The 16371-nt window shown below is 35.0% G+C and carries 13 protein-coding genes; 8 read left to right on the forward strand and 5 right to left on the reverse strand.

All coding sequences use genetic code 11. The features are described 5' to 3' along the window. Positions 1 to 59: 59 nt before the first annotated feature. The 3 genes from FLA105534_RS03370 (at position 60) to FLA105534_RS03380 (ending at position 3099) form a co-directional block, all read left to right on the forward strand. Positions 60 to 821 (forward strand): exodeoxyribonuclease III, encoded by a 762-nt coding sequence (locus FLA105534_RS03370; protein WP_173964641.1) that lies wholly within the window; start codon positions 60 to 62, stop codon positions 819 to 821. A gap of 109 nt (positions 822 to 930) precedes the next feature. Next, complete coding sequence (locus tag FLA105534_RS03375; protein ID WP_173964642.1) at positions 931 to 1875, forward strand: OmpA family protein; 945 nt, start codon at positions 931 to 933, stop codon at positions 1873 to 1875. Positions 1876 to 2061: 186 nt separating this feature from the next. Continuing rightward, the gene (locus FLA105534_RS03380) at positions 2062 to 3099 is read left to right on the forward strand and encodes an NADP(H)-dependent aldo-keto reductase (RefSeq protein ID WP_173964643.1); all 1038 of its coding nucleotides are present in this window, start codon (positions 2062 to 2064) and stop codon (positions 3097 to 3099) included. 609 nt (positions 3100 to 3708) lie between these two features. On the opposite strand, the gene FLA105534_RS03385 is transcribed toward FLA105534_RS03380, so the two are convergent. The 5 genes from FLA105534_RS03385 to panC form a co-directional block, all read right to left on the reverse strand. After that, positions 3709 to 5673 carry a transglycosylase domain-containing protein gene (locus FLA105534_RS03385; RefSeq protein WP_173964644.1) on the reverse strand — a complete coding sequence of 655 codons (1965 nt, stop codon included), beginning with the start codon at positions 5671 to 5673 and terminating at the stop codon, positions 3709 to 3711. 17 nt (positions 5674 to 5690) lie between these two features. Then, positions 5691 to 7052 (reverse strand): DNA repair protein RadA, encoded by a 1362-nt coding sequence (radA, locus tag FLA105534_RS03390; protein ID WP_173964645.1) that lies wholly within the window; start codon positions 7050 to 7052, stop codon positions 5691 to 5693. Next, positions 7052 to 8206, reverse strand: a complete 1155-nt coding sequence (locus FLA105534_RS03395) for an alpha/beta hydrolase (RefSeq protein WP_173964646.1) — start codon at positions 8204 to 8206, stop codon at positions 7052 to 7054. The genes radA and FLA105534_RS03395 overlap by 1 nt, the downstream gene beginning before the upstream one ends. Before the next feature lie 395 nt (positions 8207 to 8601). Beyond that, positions 8602 to 8952, reverse strand: coding sequence for an aspartate 1-decarboxylase (panD, locus tag FLA105534_RS03400; RefSeq protein WP_017495920.1), 351 nt, complete (start codon positions 8950 to 8952; stop codon positions 8602 to 8604). A 14-nt stretch (positions 8953 to 8966) separates the two neighbouring features. Then, positions 8967 to 9845 (reverse strand): pantoate--beta-alanine ligase, encoded by an 879-nt coding sequence (gene panC / locus FLA105534_RS03405; protein ID WP_173964647.1) that lies wholly within the window; start codon positions 9843 to 9845, stop codon positions 8967 to 8969. A gap of 78 nt (positions 9846 to 9923) precedes the next feature. On the opposite strand from panC, the gene FLA105534_RS03410 reads away from it, so the two are divergent. The 5 genes from FLA105534_RS03410 to FLA105534_RS03430 all read left to right on the forward strand — a co-directional run bounded on the left by FLA105534_RS03410 (position 9924) and on the right by FLA105534_RS03430 (position 15959). Beyond that, positions 9924 to 10730: a glycogen/starch synthase gene (locus tag FLA105534_RS03410; protein WP_173964648.1), complete on the forward strand. Its 807-nt coding sequence runs from the start codon at positions 9924 to 9926 to the stop codon at positions 10728 to 10730. A gap of 21 nt (positions 10731 to 10751) precedes the next feature. Beyond that, positions 10752 to 12371: a DUF4270 domain-containing protein gene (locus tag FLA105534_RS03415; protein ID WP_173964649.1), complete on the forward strand. Its 1620-nt coding sequence runs from the start codon at positions 10752 to 10754 to the stop codon at positions 12369 to 12371. A 10-nt stretch (positions 12372 to 12381) separates the two neighbouring features. Next, positions 12382 to 14232, forward strand: a complete 1851-nt coding sequence (glmS, locus tag FLA105534_RS03420; protein WP_173964650.1) for a glutamine--fructose-6-phosphate transaminase (isomerizing) — start codon at positions 12382 to 12384, stop codon at positions 14230 to 14232. Positions 14233 to 14871: 639 nt separating this feature from the next. Then, positions 14872 to 15240, forward strand: coding sequence for a hypothetical protein (locus FLA105534_RS03425; protein ID WP_173964651.1), 369 nt, complete (start codon positions 14872 to 14874; stop codon positions 15238 to 15240). Positions 15241 to 15464: 224 nt separating this feature from the next. Further along, positions 15465 to 15959 carry a hypothetical protein gene (locus FLA105534_RS03430; RefSeq protein ID WP_173964652.1) on the forward strand — a complete coding sequence of 165 codons (495 nt, stop codon included), beginning with the start codon at positions 15465 to 15467 and terminating at the stop codon, positions 15957 to 15959. Positions 15960 to 16371: the final 412 nt, after the last annotated feature.

Raw genomic sequence — 16371 nt, forward strand, 5'->3', positions numbered from 1 at the left:
TGTTTCAAATGCAAACTTTCCACTTTTTTATTACATTTGGAATCCTAAAAAAAACGCTGATGAAAATTATTTCTTATAATGTAAACGGAATACGTGCCGCAATAACCAAAGGGTTTATCGAATGGCTGCAACAAGCGAATCCAGATGTGATTTGTCTTCAGGAAATAAAAGCTACGCAAGAACAAATTCCGGTTGACGATATCACTGCAGCTGGTTATCCGTACCAATATTATTATCCGGCAACTAAAAAAGGGTATAGTGGTGTGGCTATCTTATCTAAGACAAAACCAAATAATGTGGTTTACGGGACTGGAATTCAGCATATGGACTTTGAAGGACGTAACCTTCGTGCCGATTTTGACGACTGCTCTGTAATGAGTTTGTACCTGCCGTCAGGAACTAATATTGAAAGATTGGACCATAAATTTATGTTTATGGATGATTTTCAAACTTATATTAATGAGTTAAAACAAACGATTCCGAATCTGATTATATGTGGTGATTATAATATTTGCCATGAAGCTATTGATATTCACGATCCCGTTCGTAACAAAACTGTTTCTGGTTTTTTACCTGCTGAGCGTGCCTGGTTAGATGGATTTATGAAATCCGGGTTTGTAGATAGTTTCCGTTATTTTAATAAAGATCCGCATCATTATTCATGGTGGAGTTATCGCGCAGGAGCCCGTGGGAATAACAAAGGCTGGCGTATCGACTATAATCTGGTTAGTAATTCTTTGGAGCATAGATTAAAAAGAGCTGTGATTCTTCCGGATGCCGTTCATTCGGATCATTGTCCGGTTTTAGTTGAAATAGAGTAAAAGTGGTATTGTTATTGTTGAATGAATTGCTGTTTAAATTTAAACATTGACATTGTCATTAGTGTTGAATTTTGACTTTAGTATTAATACCCTCCAAATAAAAATAAAAATGATAAAAAAGGCCTCTATCGGATTATTGCTTGTAGCGATGTCTATGACTTCTTGTGTGTCCAAGAAAATTTACAACGATCTTGAAACCAAATATTCGGATCTCAAAAAAGAAAATCGTTCTATTGCTGATGAAAATGAGAGTTTGCAAAAATCAAAAAATCAGTTAGAATTGGACCGTGATGCTTTAACAAAAGATTTAAATGCAACTAAAGCAGATCTTGAAAAACAAAAAGCGGATCTGGCTGCTCAGCAGAAAAAATATAAAGTACTTCAGGATTCTTATAATGCTTTAGAGAAAAACAGTAACGATGCTTTAGAAAGTAACATGGCTAAAAACCGTGAACTGTTGGCGCAACTAGAGGCAAAATCTAAAAAATTGGCTGATGAACAGGCTCGACTGGATAAAACAGCAAACCGTCTGAATGAACTTGAAGCAATGATCGCAGCAAAAGAAGAAGCAATGCGTAAATTGAAAGAGACATTGTCTAAAGCTTTAAATGGTTTTGAAGGAAAAGGTCTGACCGTAGAACAGAAAAACGGAAAAGTATATGTTTCGATGGAAAACAAATTGTTGTTCAATTCAGGAAGCTGGGCCGTTGGTGTCGAAGGTAGAAAAGCAGTCGTTGAATTAGGTAAGGTTTTAGGTGATAATCCGGATCTTTCAGTTCTTATCGAAGGACACACAGATGATGACCCGTACGCAGGTTCAGGGCCGATTGCAAATAACTGGGATTTGTCTACCAAAAGGGCTACCGCAATTGTAAATATTTTAAGTGAAAACACTAAAATCAACAAGCAAAAGCTAACAGCAGCAGGTCGTAGTGAGTTTTCTCCATTGGCAAGTAATGCAACTCCGGAAGGAAAGGCTAAGAATCGCAGAATCGAGATCATCTTAACGCCAAGATTAGATGAAATCGCGGAGATGCTTAATAGTATTAATTAAGGTCCATAGTGGCAAAGATTCAAAGGCTCAGAGTTTTTACTTTGGGTCTTTTTTATTTTTCAATGTTTCGAACGCCGAAAATGTTGAAAACTAAAGATCTTGTGCTTTTTTTAACCTTTGTCAAATTTCCAGTTGATAAATACCTTTGTACCTTTGTTGCTCTGTAATTTTGAACCTATATAAAATATGAAATTCACAACTTTACCCAATACCGACATAAAAGTTAGCAAAATAAATCTCGGAACGATGACTTTCGGGCAACAGAACACAGAAGCTGAAGGACATCAGCAAATGGATTATGCTCTTGAGAGGGGTGTTAATTTTTTTGATACTGCCGAAATGTATTCCGTTCCGGCGCGTGAAGAAACTTACGGAAGTACAGAGAAAATTATAGGTACCTGGTTTAAAAAATCAGGAAACCGTGATAAAGTTGTATTGGCCACAAAAATAGCGGGGCCAAACCCTGCGTTTACTTACATGCGCGAAAAGGGTGATTTCTCACCGGCGAGTATTAAGTATGCTTTAGAGAACAGTTTAAAGCGTTTGCAGACAGATTATATCGATTTGTATCAAATGCATTGGCCAGAGCGAAAAACCAATTGTTTTGGACAGCGATCTTTTAATGGTCATGACGATGCGTGGGAAGATAATTTCAGAGATGTATTAGAAACATTCGACAGCTTAATCAAAGAAGGTAAAATAAAACATATTGGGGTTTCAAACGAAAATGCCTGGGGAATGATGCGTTTTTTAGAAGAAAGCAAGTATCATAATTTGCCAAGGATTAAAACCGTTCAAAATCCGTATAGCTTGTTGAATCGTCTTTTTGAGGTGGGCTCTGCCGAAGTTTCGAAGTACGAGAATGTGGGATTATTAGCGTATTCTCCTTTAGCCTTTGGGGTTTTAACAGGTAAGTTTTTAACGGGTGAAGCACATCCAAATGCCAGGATCAATCTTTTTCCGCAATATACACGTTACAACAGTGCACAAAGTACACAAGCTACAAAATTATATCAGGAAATTGCGATTAAGCATGGTTTGACTTTAACCGAATTGGCAATGGGATTTGTGCTGCAGCAGCCGTTTTTAACCAGTGCGATTATCGGAGCCACAACAATGGAACAGTTAAAAGAAAATATTGACACTATTGACGTAGTGTTATCGAGCGAAATTATAGCCGAGATAAATGCGGTTCAGGCAATAATTCCGGATCCGGCGCCTTAATCAGTATTAGAGATAAAACACAAATTCCACAAATTGACACAGATTTAGTCTGCTAAAGTTTGTGGGATTTTTATTGATAAGTGTTTGTGTTTGTAAAAGAAGATTGGGAAAAAACAAGGAAGTTCTATTCCGGATTAGTATAGTACGCTTTACATTTTTATTTATATATTTGGGTGCAATGTCTTACAAAGAAAAAGAGAGAGCAGAAGCTTCACAATAAGCACTAATTTTTATTATTATGGATATAAATACGAAACAAGTAAGGCTGGTTTTAAGGATAATTGGAACACTTTCATTAGGGGTGTTTTTTGTTTGTAAAGCATTAGAAATTGATGACCGGTATAATAACATCTTTTTGTTTTTGAGCTTATTTTGTTACTCGATAGTTATAGGTTATAGTTTGGTATTGTTTTTAAAAAATAGTTATTTTAAAGGGTAAGAGATAAGGAGAAGAATGTTGTTGTACAATTCATTTTTCTTGCTACTAGTTTAAACACAAATTCCACAAATTAACACAAATTGAATCAGTGTTAGTTTGTGGAATTTTTTATGTAATAGATAAGTAATTTTAATCTTAAATTTAGTGCTTATCTCTGAAATATTTGTCTTCTAGAGGTTAAATTCATCTTCAATCGCCAAAGAATCATTCTTTACCGCGGTAGAATCCGGAGCTTTAATTCTGATCAAGGAACGAGCATTTCCCGAAATGTAAACGGGTAATTGTCCAAGAGTATCTTCAGGAACCAACAAGCCTCTTCGGAACATTAAATTCTTTAGGAATTTTTGATTTTTCAATGCATAATCCCTTAAATTACCCTGATCATTAAACTGATACATGAATTTTCTGGGTTTTGGAATAATTGTCGCTAAGTACAAACATTCATCAACATTCAAATTAGCGGGGCTTTTCTGGAAGTAAAAATGACTTGCTTCTCCAATCCCGTACACATTAGGTCCCCATTCGATAATGTTGAAATAAACTTCCAGCATTCTTTCTTTGCTTACAACGCGATTGTTCTCTAAAATGTATACCAGCAAAATTTCTTCGAGTTTACGCGAAAGTGTTTTTTCTCTGGTCAGGAAAACGTTTTTAATCAGCTGCATGCTAATAGTGCTGGCGCCGCGTGAGAATTTTTTGGTTCTGATGTTCTTTAAAATGGATTGTTTAAAAGCTTCATTGATAAAACCACGATGGGAGAAGAACGAAGGGTCCTCTGTCGTTAAAACGCATTTTCGTAAATAAGGAGAAATCTGATCCAAAGGCGTATAGTTGGGGTTTGCGTTTCCAACTAAAACGGGACGTTGTAGTACGTTTTGAATAATAGCGCGATAAACAAATTCACCATTTAATTTGTTTAGGTCGGCTTCTCCGTATTTGGTGATTTTTAATCCTTCTTTGTTTAATTTGCTGTCAAAAACTAATGTATTTGGTTTGTTTTTGTTGAATCTGAAATCGAGTTTGTAATCAAAACTTCCGGAAGCTTCCATTCCTTCAAAATGGGTGAATAGACCTTCGGGCAGGGAAACGATAAAGTTTTGTGCCTGCATTTTCGGAATGTTTACTTTTAGAGTATAAACGGTATCTTTCTCAGTGTCATAAGAAACATAAGGATGAAGTTTTATCTTATTCAATTGCATGGTCGAACTGCTATCGATCGAAATAAAACTATCTCCCAGTAAAAAACGATAATCAAAACGGGCATTTTTGATAACGACATCTTTACTGGCAATTTTTGGATGATTGATTTTTAAATTAGTGATAGAAGTATAGCCATCTATGTGTAATTCGCTGCCGTCTTTTTCGATGTTCTGTACATTCAGTCGGATCGAGTCAAAGCTGGCTTTTAAATTGTAACGTTCGTCTAAGTAGGGAACGCGAATTGCGCCGGTATCCAGATTAAAAAATCGTATGTCTGCCTTTTTATTTCTTGGATCGGCAAAACCTTTTATGTTCCAGCGTTGGTCAAAATCTTTGCTTTGAACGTGAAGGTTGGTTTCGAGCTGTTTGTTATCCAGAACGAGTTTATTGATAGCAACGGAGGTTTTTTTGCCATTATCATCAATTCTAAAATTTAAATTCTCGAGCTTCATATCCGTCGGAACCAAATTGAGGAGTTTCGAAATGATGCGATAAGCAAAAGTGGCATATTTGCGCTTTTCATTTTTATCCGAATCTGATTTGTCTTTTTTTAAGAAGGCATCAAAATTACGTATGTCTCCTTTTTTGACGAGTTGAATATAACCGTTGTTGATCTTTAAAGTTCCAATTTGAACATCACCAATCAACAAATTGGCTAAGCTGATACTGGTTTCTATTTTTTCGATATGACAAAGGGTATCAGCGTTTTTTGGAACAAGAATCACGTTGGTTAGTTTTATGGCGGATAGACCATCAAATGAAGCTGATTTTACGGAAAATGTGCTATTGTACTCCGTGTTCATTTTGTTAGTTACTTTGGCGATGGCTTGTTTGAGAAGTGAATCACGGAAAATGTAAAAACCTAAAAAAAGCACTACCAATACTAATGTAAGTATTAAGAGTGCTTTGTATATTTTTTGTTTTGGGAATTTCATAGCTGGTTTGTAAAAAATTAACCAAAAAGAATGCTGGCTACATCTTCGATTTTAGCCACAAGTTCAATTTTGATTCCGATATTTTTTAAAGCAATTTTATTGTATTTGGATACAAAGATAGTGGTGAATCCAAGTTTTTCGGCTTCCTGAATGCGTTGGTCGACACGGTTTACTGGACGAATTTCGCCCGAGAGTCCAACTTCGCCCGCGAAACAAAACCCTTTTGTTACCGGAATGTCTTCATTGGAAGATAAAATGGCGGCAACAACAGCTAAGTCAATAGCAGGATCATCAACAGAAATTCCGCCGGTAACATTAAGAAAGACGTCTTTGGCACCTAAGCGAAATCCGGCTCTTTTTTCCAGAACTGCCAGAATCATGTTCAGTCTTTTAGCATTGTAGCCTGTCGTACTTCGTTGGGGAGTTCCGTAAACTGCGGTACTTACCAGTGATTGTATTTCGATCATCAAAGGACGCATGCCTTCGAGTGTAGTGGCAATTGCTGTTCCGGATAATTCCTCGTCTTTATGCGAAATTAGAATCTCTGAAGGGTTAGATACTTCGCGTAAGCCACTGCCTAACATTTCGTAAATTCCGAGTTCGGCAGTTGAACCAAAACGATTTTTTAACGAGCGTAAAATTCGGTATACATGATTTCGGTCGCCTTCAAACTGTAAGACAGTATCGACCATATGCTCAAGGATTTTTGGTCCGGCAATATTTCCGTCTTTGGTAATATGTCCGATTAAGATAACCGGAATATTGGTTTCTTTTGCAAATTTGATCAATTCAGCAGTTGTTTCCCTGATTTGAGAAATACTTCCTGCAGTTGACTCAATATAATCGGTGTGTAAAGTCTGAATAGAATCGATGATTACAATTTCAGGCTGTATTGCTTCAATTTGTTTGAAAATATTTTGTGTTTTGGTTTCTGTCAAAATGTAGCAATTGTCGCTGTTGGGAGTGATTCTCTCTGCACGCATTTTGATTTGTTTCTGACTTTCTTCACCGGAAACGTATAAAGTTTTATAAGGTAGTTTTAATGAAATTTGAAGCAAAAGTGTGCTTTTTCCAATACCTGGTTCACCGCCCAAAAGGGTCAGGGATCCGGGAACAATTCCGCCGCCCAAAACACGATTTAGTTCGCCGTCAGTAGTATTCATTCGGATTTCCTGTGCCGAATCAATTTCATTAATTTTTAAAGGACGCGGAGCCTTACCATTTGAAGTGGGTTCGCTTTTCCATGCTACTTTTTCCTGCTTCTGAATAATTTCCTCAGCAATAGTATTCCATTCTTTACAGGCATTACATTGTCCTTGCCATTTGGCATATTGGGTCCCGCAGTTTTGGCAAAAAAAAGTAGTTTTAACTTTTGACATTATTTAGTAGTTTTTGCAAGTGCATTCATTTGGTCCATTTTCTCGTACATCAAATCTTTATTTAAATCACCAATTGGTTCCATTTGAGAAGCATTTTGGTATTTTTTAGAAGCTCTTTTTGGGTCACCCATTTTCTCATACATAAGCCCTAGTTCGTATTCTCCCAGCATGGCTTTTGGATAGTTTACATTTCCAATTTCAGCCATTTTGCCTAATTCGTCATAGGCGTTCTTTTTTAAAATGAGGTTTTCAATTACTTTAAAATCACTCATTCTCACTGGAATCTGAACTCCTAAAACTTTAGACATGGTGTTGTATTTGTTTTCTAAATAATCAGCATATCCGGTTTCCAGAACCGCAATTTTATTGTTGTATTCAGAGGAATTAATGGGCTTGTAAACATCGAAAATCTGATATAAAGCACTTGGAATTGCATGTAAAACCTGAGTGTAATGGGTTGTGCCCTTAAATAAATCGTATTTGTAATTTACTAGCGGATTATTAGCGATTTTAATATTGCTGTCTAATTTTTCGATAGGTTCTTTGATCTTTTTATTGTCTCCATCAGCTACAGACAGGTAATAAAATAAAGGTTCTGTAGTTTTGGCCAGTTTTTCGGGAATTCTAATTTCCATTTTATTGGCAAGTTCAGGACTAAAAGCAATGTAAGCATTAAAAAGAGGCTGCTCTTTGTATAAATAAAAATTAATGAAACTTGCAGTTACATCGTGACCGGCAATAATTCTGAAAGGTGATGTACGGTATTTCTTTTCGATGTAAGGCACTAATTCGGCACCAACAAATTCAAAAAAACTAGCTCCTTTTTCAAAAGGAAGTCCAGTATTCTGATCAATAGTAGTATCATCTTCGCGCTCGTCGTTTTTATTTTGATGAACACCAATAATAATCATCTCAGGCAGGTCTCCCCAATAGGTGCCATAGCTTATGGCGCCGGAGAATGGGTCGAATAAATAATCACCATCCAGCAAATATAAAACGGGATATTTCTTATCGGGATTGGCTTCGTAAGATTCCGGAAGGCCTATTGTTATTCTTCGTTCTTCTCCAAGCTTTTCGGATTTAATGTTGTCAAATTTTTTCTGCGAAAAGACAGAAATTGAAATTAAGGTAATTAGTAGGTAAACTTTTTTCATGAGTGGGGCATTTCAGTGAGTTAAAAAGTATTGTAATAGTGTAGCAATATAACATTTTATTTGCTTTTTTAGTATTGTAATCCGTTGGGGCGAATTTATTTTAACACATAGTTACACAGGTTTTGTATTTATAGAAAAGGCATTTTACTTCATTTAAATATGCATATTTTTCTATGTGAAAGAAATGTGTTTTTTTATTTTATCCTTTTTTTGTACCTACGTAATCTATGTTTTAAATCAATTTTGTTAACAATACCAATCAAGTTGTAGTAGAGATTTTAAAAACAGCAAGCTTTTTTTGTTATTAAAGTCAATATTGAATTTAAGCCAATAAAATACTGTTTGTATCAAAAGATATTGAACAAACTAAATCGAATAAAGTGTAAAAGGAAAGATTAGGTTAGCGAATTATCATTTTCATTTGGAAAAATGATCCATGGTTTGAAAGTTTTAGCTTCTTCAAACTCCAAGGTTGCATAAGATATGATAATGATAATGTCGTCTTTTTGAACTTTTCTGGCAGCAGGTCCGTTCAGGGTTATTTCTCCTGAATTTTTCTCTCCCTTGATCGCGTAAGTTTCAAAACGTTCGCCATTATTGATGTTTACAATTGCTACTTTTTCGCCTTCAATGATGTTTGAAGCTTCCAGTAAAGTTTCATCAATAGTAATGCTGCCAATATAATTTAAATCAGCTCCGGTTACTTTTACTCGATGAATTTTAGATTTTATAACTTGAATTTGCATGGTGCAAAGGTAAATTAATTTAATGAAATGGTGTCAATCAACCTTATAGAATTAACAAATACCGCTATAAAGGCACGGTAGTTTTTGTCTTTGCTTTTGTGTTCTATAGGTAATAATGTGGATTCGTCAGCGATGACGAAATATTCTAGTTCAAATCGTTCGTTGTCTTTGAAAGAATTTTCTACAAATTGAATGGTTTCTTCAGAAGTGCCTTTCTGAAATATTTCTTTTGCTTCGGTCAGAACTTTGTAAATTATAGAAGCCTCTTTTCGTTCTTCAGAAGTTAGACGCTCGTTTCTAGAGCTCATTGCGAGTTGATTATCTTCTCTAAAAATAGGGCAGCCTACAACATTTACGGGTAAATGATTTTTTTCAACCATTTTTTTAACGATCTGCAATTGTTGAAAATCTTTTTCGCCAAAGTAAGCGTTGGTTGGAGTGACGATTTCAAACAAGCGTTTTACGATAGTTCCGACTCCGTTAAAATGACCTGGTCTGAATTTTCCTTCCATTTGATTTTCTAAACCGTCAAAATCAAAATCCTCAGAGATCGTATGGCCTTCATAAATATCATCGACAGTAGGAGCATAAAGAATCATTTTATCGCTTAAACCTCTCATTTTCTTTACGTCTTCTTCTAGAGTACGCGGATATTTTTCAAGATCTTCAGGGTTATTGAACTGGGTTGGGTTCACAAAAATACTCACGACGGTATCGTCATTTTCTTTAAGTGATCTTTGCATTAAAGCCAGATGCCCTTGGTGTAAAGCGCCCATTGTAGGTACAAATCCGATAGTAGAATTTGCGGTTTTGATAGTTTTTAAATAAGCTATCAAAGCTACTTTACCGTAGAAAATATGCATGGCAGTATTATTAAAATTTAGTGCAAACATAATATATTAGTTAATAACTGCATAAAATTTTGTAATTTTGCAACGTTTTTATTACCAAAAATTAAGTAAAATACTATTATGAAAGATAAGAGGATATTATATGTATCATCTGAAGTCGTGCCTTATTTGGCTGAAAATGAGGTTTCTTTAATGTCTTATGACGTTCCAAAAATGATTAACGATCAAGGAGGTCAGATAAGAATTTTCATGCCAAGATATGGGAATATTAACGAGAGAAGACACCAGTTACACGAAGTAATTAGACTTTCAGGAATGAACTTGGTAGTGAATGACTTAGATATGCCATTAATTATTAAAGTTGCTTCGATCCCGAAAGAAAGAATTCAGGTTTACTTTATTGATAATGATGAATATTTTAAGCGAAAAGCAACTTTTGCCGATGAAGAAGGGGTTTTGTATCCTGATAATGATGAAAGAGCTATCTTTTTTGCAAAAGGAGTTGTTGAAACAGTAAAAAAACTAAACTGGGTTCCGGATATTATCCACGTTCACGGTTGGCTGGCTTCGATGTTACCTATTTACATGAAGCACTATTATAAAAATGAGGCTTTATTTTCTGAGACTAAAATTGTAACCTCGGTTTACGGACAATCTTTTGATGAGAACCTGGATCTGGAAATGATTAATAAAGTGAAATTCGACGGAGTTCCGCATGAATCAGTTGCTGATTTGGAAGTGCCTAATTACGAAAATATCTTAAAAGCCAGTATTTTGCATTCAGATGCTGTTATTATAGCTTCTGAGAATGTATCTCCAAGTTTAACAAAATTTATAGAATCTTCAGGAAAACCTTTTTTACCTTTCGCCACGAAAGATGCATTCGCTGAAGCGTATACGAATTTCTATAAAACAATGGGTCTTTAAATTTTAACTTTATTATTAAACATGTACAATACTTCTTTTATTAAGAAAATACTATTAGTTGCAACAGTTGTCCTTTTATATTCTTGCGATAAAGATTTTAATGCGATTGGTGATGGTTTGATCGGAGATGATCATTTTGGTCTGGAATCTGAAAAATATGATGTTTTAGCTTATAATCAGGAAGTAACCCCGATTCAGTCAAATGGAACGGTAAATTATGGTTTAGGTATTTACGATAATACGGTTTTTGGTAGTACAACTGCCAGTTTTGTTACTCAGCTCAATTTAGAAACCTATGCGCCAACTATTGGTGATGCACCCGAAATCGTAAGTGTAGTATTGAGCGTGCCTTACTTTAATCATGTGAAGACTACAAATACTGATGGAAGCCGAACTTTTGTGTTAGATTCTATTTATGGAGCTTCTAATGGAAAAATTAAGTTAGGTGTTTATGAGTCCGGCGTTCAAATGCGTAATTCCTTTTTTGATGGAGGAGCACAATTCGCACAGCTGTATAATACAGATATGGACACAGATACAGGTGTAGCCGATTATATCAATTTTGATAAATCTAAAAAACCTTATGTTGCTACAGGTAAGGCATTAAACGATGATGATAAAGTAGCGCAAAATGAAGCGTTTTTCTTTGATGCAAGTGAGATCACAGATACGAGTACGGATCCTACAACAGGTAAAGAAACAAGTACCAAAGTTGCCCCGGAAATGCGTTTGAATCTTAATAAAACTTTCTTTCTGGATAAAATTCTAAAAGCCCCAGCTGCTAAATTGGCTTCTGCTGATGTTTTTCAGGAGTATTTTAGAGGGTTGTATTTTAAGGTGGAACGTTCAGGAACCAGCCCAGCCAATATGGCTTTGTTGAATTTTGCAACAGCAGGTAAAATTACGATTAAGTATAAGGCTAAAACAGCGATAACGACGGATCCTGATACAACGATGGAGGATAAAACCTTAACGATTAAATTGACAGGTGCGTCAGCAGGTTTACTTAAGGAGGCTAAAGATGCTGGTTATGCTGGTGTAATAACGAATCCAAATAATAAAACAGGAGACGACAGACTTTATCTAAAAGGTGGACAGGGATCATTGGCGGTGCTGGAACTTAATGGTTTTGGTGCTAAACTGGACGAAATCAGAACGAAGAAATGGTTGGTTAATGAGGCTAATTTAGTTTTTTCTATTGACACAGATAAAATGGCAGGTTCTTATGAACCTAAACGAATTTATTTGTATAATCTTGATGACAATGTACCTATCGCAGATTATCTTTCTGATGGAACATCGTCTAATCCACTATTGAATAAAGCAGTATATAGTGGTATTATTAATGTAGATCCTACTACAAAAAGAGGAACAATTTATAAAATTAGATTAACGAATCACATTCGTAATATCATTAAGAATGCAACTGCGAAAAACGTGAAATTAGGTTTGGTGGTTACAGGAGATGCAACTGTAATTGCATCTAACAAACTAAAACTAAAAAACAGCGTTATCTCAGAGGCACCAAGAGCTTCGGTAATCAGTCCGCTAGGGACTGTATTATTTGGAGGTACGTCAAGCGCAAATATTCCGTCAGGGAAAAAATTACAGCTTGAAATTTACTACACGAAACCAAATTAATAATTAATATATGTGTGGAATTGTTGGATATATCGGTCATCGAGAGGCTTATCCTATTGTAGTCAAAGGGTTAAAGCGACTCGAATACAGAGGATATGATAGTGCCGGTGTTATGTTGTATGACGCCGAATCAGGTATAAAACTTTGTAAAACAAAAGGTAAAGTTTCGGATCTTGAGGCTAAGGCCAAAGATAGCTTAGATGCAACCGGAAGCATTGGAATTGGACATACTCGTTGGGCAACTCACGGGGTTCCAAATGATGTAAACTCACACCCGCATCTTTCTAATTCAGGAGAATTGGTTATCATTCACAATGGAATTATTGAGAATTATGCACCACTTAAAGAAGAATTAATAAAGAGAGGTTATACTTTTAAATCAGATACAGATACTGAAGTTTTAGTGAACTTAATTGAAGAAGTTCAGAAGAATGAAGGTTTGAAGTTGGGTAAAGCAGTTCAGATTGCTTTAAATCAGGTAGTAGGAGCTTATGCAATTGCTGTTTTTGATAAAAAGAATCCAAATGAAATTGTAGCGGCCAGATTGGGTAGCCCATTGGCAATTGGTGTTGGAGAAGGAGAGTATTTTATTGCTTCTGATGCCTCGCCTTTTATTGAATACACTTCAAATGCGATCTATCTCGAAGATGGTGAAATGGCAAACATTAGATTGCACAAGCCGCTTAAAGTTAGAAAAATTAAAGACGACTCTTTAGTAGATCCTTATATTCAGCAGCTTCAGATGAACCTGGAGCAAATTGAAAAAGGAGGGTATGATCATTTCATGCTAAAAGAAATTTACGAGCAGCCAAGTGTTATAAAAGATACTTACAGAGGAAGACTTCATGCAAATGAAGGAATCGTTCAGATGGCTGGTGTTGAGGATAATTTAGAAAAATTCCTTAATGCTAAACGAATTTTGATCATTGCTTGTGGTACTTCTTGGCATGCCGGTTTGGTAGCGGAGTATATTTTTGAAGAATTTACACGCATTCCCGTCGAGGTAGAGTACGCTTCAGAGTTTAGATATCGTAACCCAATCATCAATAAAGACGATGTAGTAATCGCAATTTCTCAATCAGGGGAAACGGCAGATACTATGGCAGCGATTAAATTGGCAAAAGAGAACGGGGCCTTTGTTTTTGGAGTTTGTAATGTAGTAGGTTCTTCTATTTCAAGAGAAAGTCATGCCGGTGCTTATACACATGCGGGGCCAGAAATTGGAGTAGCTTCAACAAAAGCATTTACAACTCAAATTACAGTTTTAACTATGATCGCATTGAGATTAGGTAAAGCTAAAGGAACCTTATCAAACACTGATTTTCATACCTATTTGCAGGAATTAGAGATAATCCCGGAAAAAGTAGCTGAGGCATTAGAGACTAACGACAGAGCCAAAGAAATTGCGGCTGCATTTAAAGATGCGCCAAATTGCTTGTACTTAGGACGTGGTTATAATTTCCCGGTAGCATTGGAAGGGGCTTTGAAACTTAAAGAGATCTCTTATATCCATGCTGAAGGTTATCCTGCTGCTGAAATGAAGCACGGGCCAATTGCTTTGATTGATGAGCACATGCCGGTTATTGTTATTGCGCCTAAACAAGGGCATTATGATAAAATTGTAAGTAACATTCAGGAAATCAAATCCAGAAGCGGTAAAATCATTGCCGTAGTTACCAAAGGTGATACACAAGTTCGTGAGTTAGCCGATTATGTAATTGAGATCCCTGAGACTTCAGATGCATTGTCTCCACTGATCACTACAATACCTTTACAATTGCTTTCGTACTACATTGCGGTTATGAGAGGATGTAACGTAGATCAGCCTCGTAACCTGGCAAAATCAGTTACGGTAGAATAGATCTTTATTTAAAGTATATAAGTATTTAGAAATGCGAGGCTTAGGTCTCGCATTTTTTTGTCACAAATTTTGCGTACTAGAAAGATAATTATTAGTATATGCGAATTTTTTTGAATTATTCTGAGAGAAAGAGTTTTCTTGGTTGCTTTTGTTTTGCGTGGTTTTCTAAATTTGATTTAAAAAAAATGGTAGTTGGTAGAGATAATGGATCATATATAGCCTTGATCGTAAGTTTAATAATTCTTTTGTTGGTTAGGTTTTATTTTAGGTTTTGTTGTTCAATGTGTTTCAATGAGGATAAATTTTATAATGATTGTATTTATTATTATATTATTTTTTTAATCCCATTAATGGCGATTTTGAGTAAAAAAGCATTTAAAATTAAATACATTCAAGTTATAAATTATTTAATAGTTATTCTTAATTTACTTGTAAGTGTGATTTACTTTTATTACCTGGTATAAGTTTTCAGTTCCATGCGGAGTTCAAATCTTATAGTAGGTAATCGCTGTTCTAAGAAGTTTTAATCGTCAACGCTGTGAGAACATTTCCTGCTTTGTATTAGTTGGAATTTTACTGTCTTAGGTTTTGATATTCAATAAGATAAGTGTTTGGTTTTTAGTAGAGATGGGTAATTGTATGATAGGTATTGTATCGAGGAAAAATCAAAAAAAATGGAGTATTGTTTTATTGGTTTTTGTTGTTTTGCTGTTTTTTGTTTCTTCTTTTCAAGAATCAGTAGAAATGATAAATTATAAAGATGAATTAAATGATGAGTACACCGGTATAGTTTTAGAGAAGTATATTGATGTTTCAGATCACTCGATTTGTAAACTAAAATTGAGATCTGGAAAGATCGTTAGCGTATGGGATAACTGCTGTCTAAGAGTAGATTTAGGAGACTCAATAGTAAAGAAAAAGAGAAGTTTTGATTTTGTTATTTATAAGCTTTCTGGGTCCGTAATTGTGGTAAGCATAAAAAAGAATTTAATAAGTCCTGAAAATTGACACAATTGTGACCTGCTCTCCGAAGTCTCCTGGCCTCCGCTGGCGCGAGAGTCCCTCTCGTGAACGCAAATAAAGTTGGTTACTGCTATGGAAAAAAAATAAATAAGTATAAAGGTGAGGAGTTGATGTTTCGAAAAGAAAACGGATTGATTTTGATTGTGTCCACAAGCGAGACGCTCGCGACAGCGAGGGGTAATTTTGTTAGATAAAATTAAGTAAAGATTATGGAAATAGAAGTGACTTTTTTTAACCAGCTAAAAATGCTTATTGATTTGATTGTTGTGTCAATATTGTTTTTAATTTTATTATTTCTTATAAATGTAATAGAATTAAAATGGGGATATTTTATATTAATTTCTTATTTGGTATTCTTTTTTTTTCCAGTATTATTACTTCATATTAATTACTTAAAGGAAAATTTAGATAATGTTTTTATTGTAGAAAGCAATGTAATAATTAATAAAAACAGTTTAGAAAAGTTAAAGTATACCTCTGAAGAAATTTGTGAAATTATATTTTTTATGAATGGCTCGAAAGGTACTGTTAATGGGACATTGGCTTTCAGTAATTACTACTATGCAAAAATTGAACTTTTAGATGGATCTAGTTTTGTAATTACTTCTTTATGTTCTAATAAAATTGATAAAATTTTAAGGGATAATTTTAAGAATGTTGAGATAAGGATTGAAAAAGTGTTTTATCCTATGATTAATCAATAGGTAGAATATGTTTTAGATGTTCAAAGTATAACCGTATCGATTTGCTTCCCTTCGCTGGCGCGAGCGTCCCGCGTGCGATCGCAAATTTAGTTGATTACTGCTTTTGGGAAAAAAAATAAATCTAAAGGTGAGGAGTCGATGGTTTGAAAAGAAAACGGATTGATTTTGATTGTGTCCATGAGCGGGACGCTCGCGCGAGTGAGGGGAATATGATTATAAGTTGGCTCCAGGATTTTAATTAAAAAGAAATTATGAAAATTAAAAAGAAATTATTTGTAGTATTTATATCTCTTGGTCTTTTATTTAGCTGTCAAAGAGATTTAGACATTGTCAGTTTTAAATATTTAGATTTTGAAAAATTTGGAAATTCTTCACGTTTAAATTTATTATTTTTTGCAATTAAGAATAATAG

The organism is Flavobacterium collinsii (genome assembly GCF_902804485.1).
GTDB classification, from domain to species: Bacteria; Bacteroidota; Bacteroidia; order Flavobacteriales; family Flavobacteriaceae; genus Flavobacterium; species Flavobacterium collinsii.

Bases quoted from the DNA above. Each gene is read 5' to 3' on its own strand.
- FLA105534_RS03410 (WP_173964648.1), top strand. From the start codon at position 9,924: ATGAAAGATAAGAGGATATTATATGTATCATCTGAAGTCGTGCCTTAT.
- radA (WP_173964645.1), bottom strand. From the start codon at position 7,052: ATGTCAAAAGTTAAAACTACTTTTTTTTGCCAAAACTGCGGGACCCAA.
- FLA105534_RS03370 (WP_173964641.1), top strand. From the start codon at position 60: ATGAAAATTATTTCTTATAATGTAAACGGAATACGTGCCGCAATAACC.
- FLA105534_RS03380 (WP_173964643.1), top strand. From the start codon at position 2,062: ATGAAATTCACAACTTTACCCAATACCGACATAAAAGTTAGCAAAATA.
- FLA105534_RS03430 (WP_173964652.1), top strand. From the start codon at position 15,465: ATGGAAATAGAAGTGACTTTTTTTAACCAGCTAAAAATGCTTATTGAT.
- FLA105534_RS03385 (WP_173964644.1), bottom strand. From the start codon at position 5,673: ATGAAATTCCCAAAACAAAAAATATACAAAGCACTCTTAATACTTACA.
- panC (WP_173964647.1), bottom strand. From the start codon at position 9,845: ATGTTTGCACTAAATTTTAATAATACTGCCATGCATATTTTCTACGGT.
- panD (WP_017495920.1), bottom strand. From the start codon at position 8,952: ATGCAAATTCAAGTTATAAAATCTAAAATTCATCGAGTAAAAGTAACC.
- FLA105534_RS03415 (WP_173964649.1), top strand. From the start codon at position 10,752: ATGTACAATACTTCTTTTATTAAGAAAATACTATTAGTTGCAACAGTT.
- glmS (WP_173964650.1), top strand. From the start codon at position 12,382: ATGTGTGGAATTGTTGGATATATCGGTCATCGAGAGGCTTATCCTATT.
- FLA105534_RS03425 (WP_173964651.1), top strand. From the start codon at position 14,872: ATGATAGGTATTGTATCGAGGAAAAATCAAAAAAAATGGAGTATTGTT.
- FLA105534_RS03375 (WP_173964642.1), top strand. From the start codon at position 931: ATGATAAAAAAGGCCTCTATCGGATTATTGCTTGTAGCGATGTCTATG.
- FLA105534_RS03395 (WP_173964646.1), bottom strand. From the start codon at position 8,206: ATGAAAAAAGTTTACCTACTAATTACCTTAATTTCAATTTCTGTCTTT.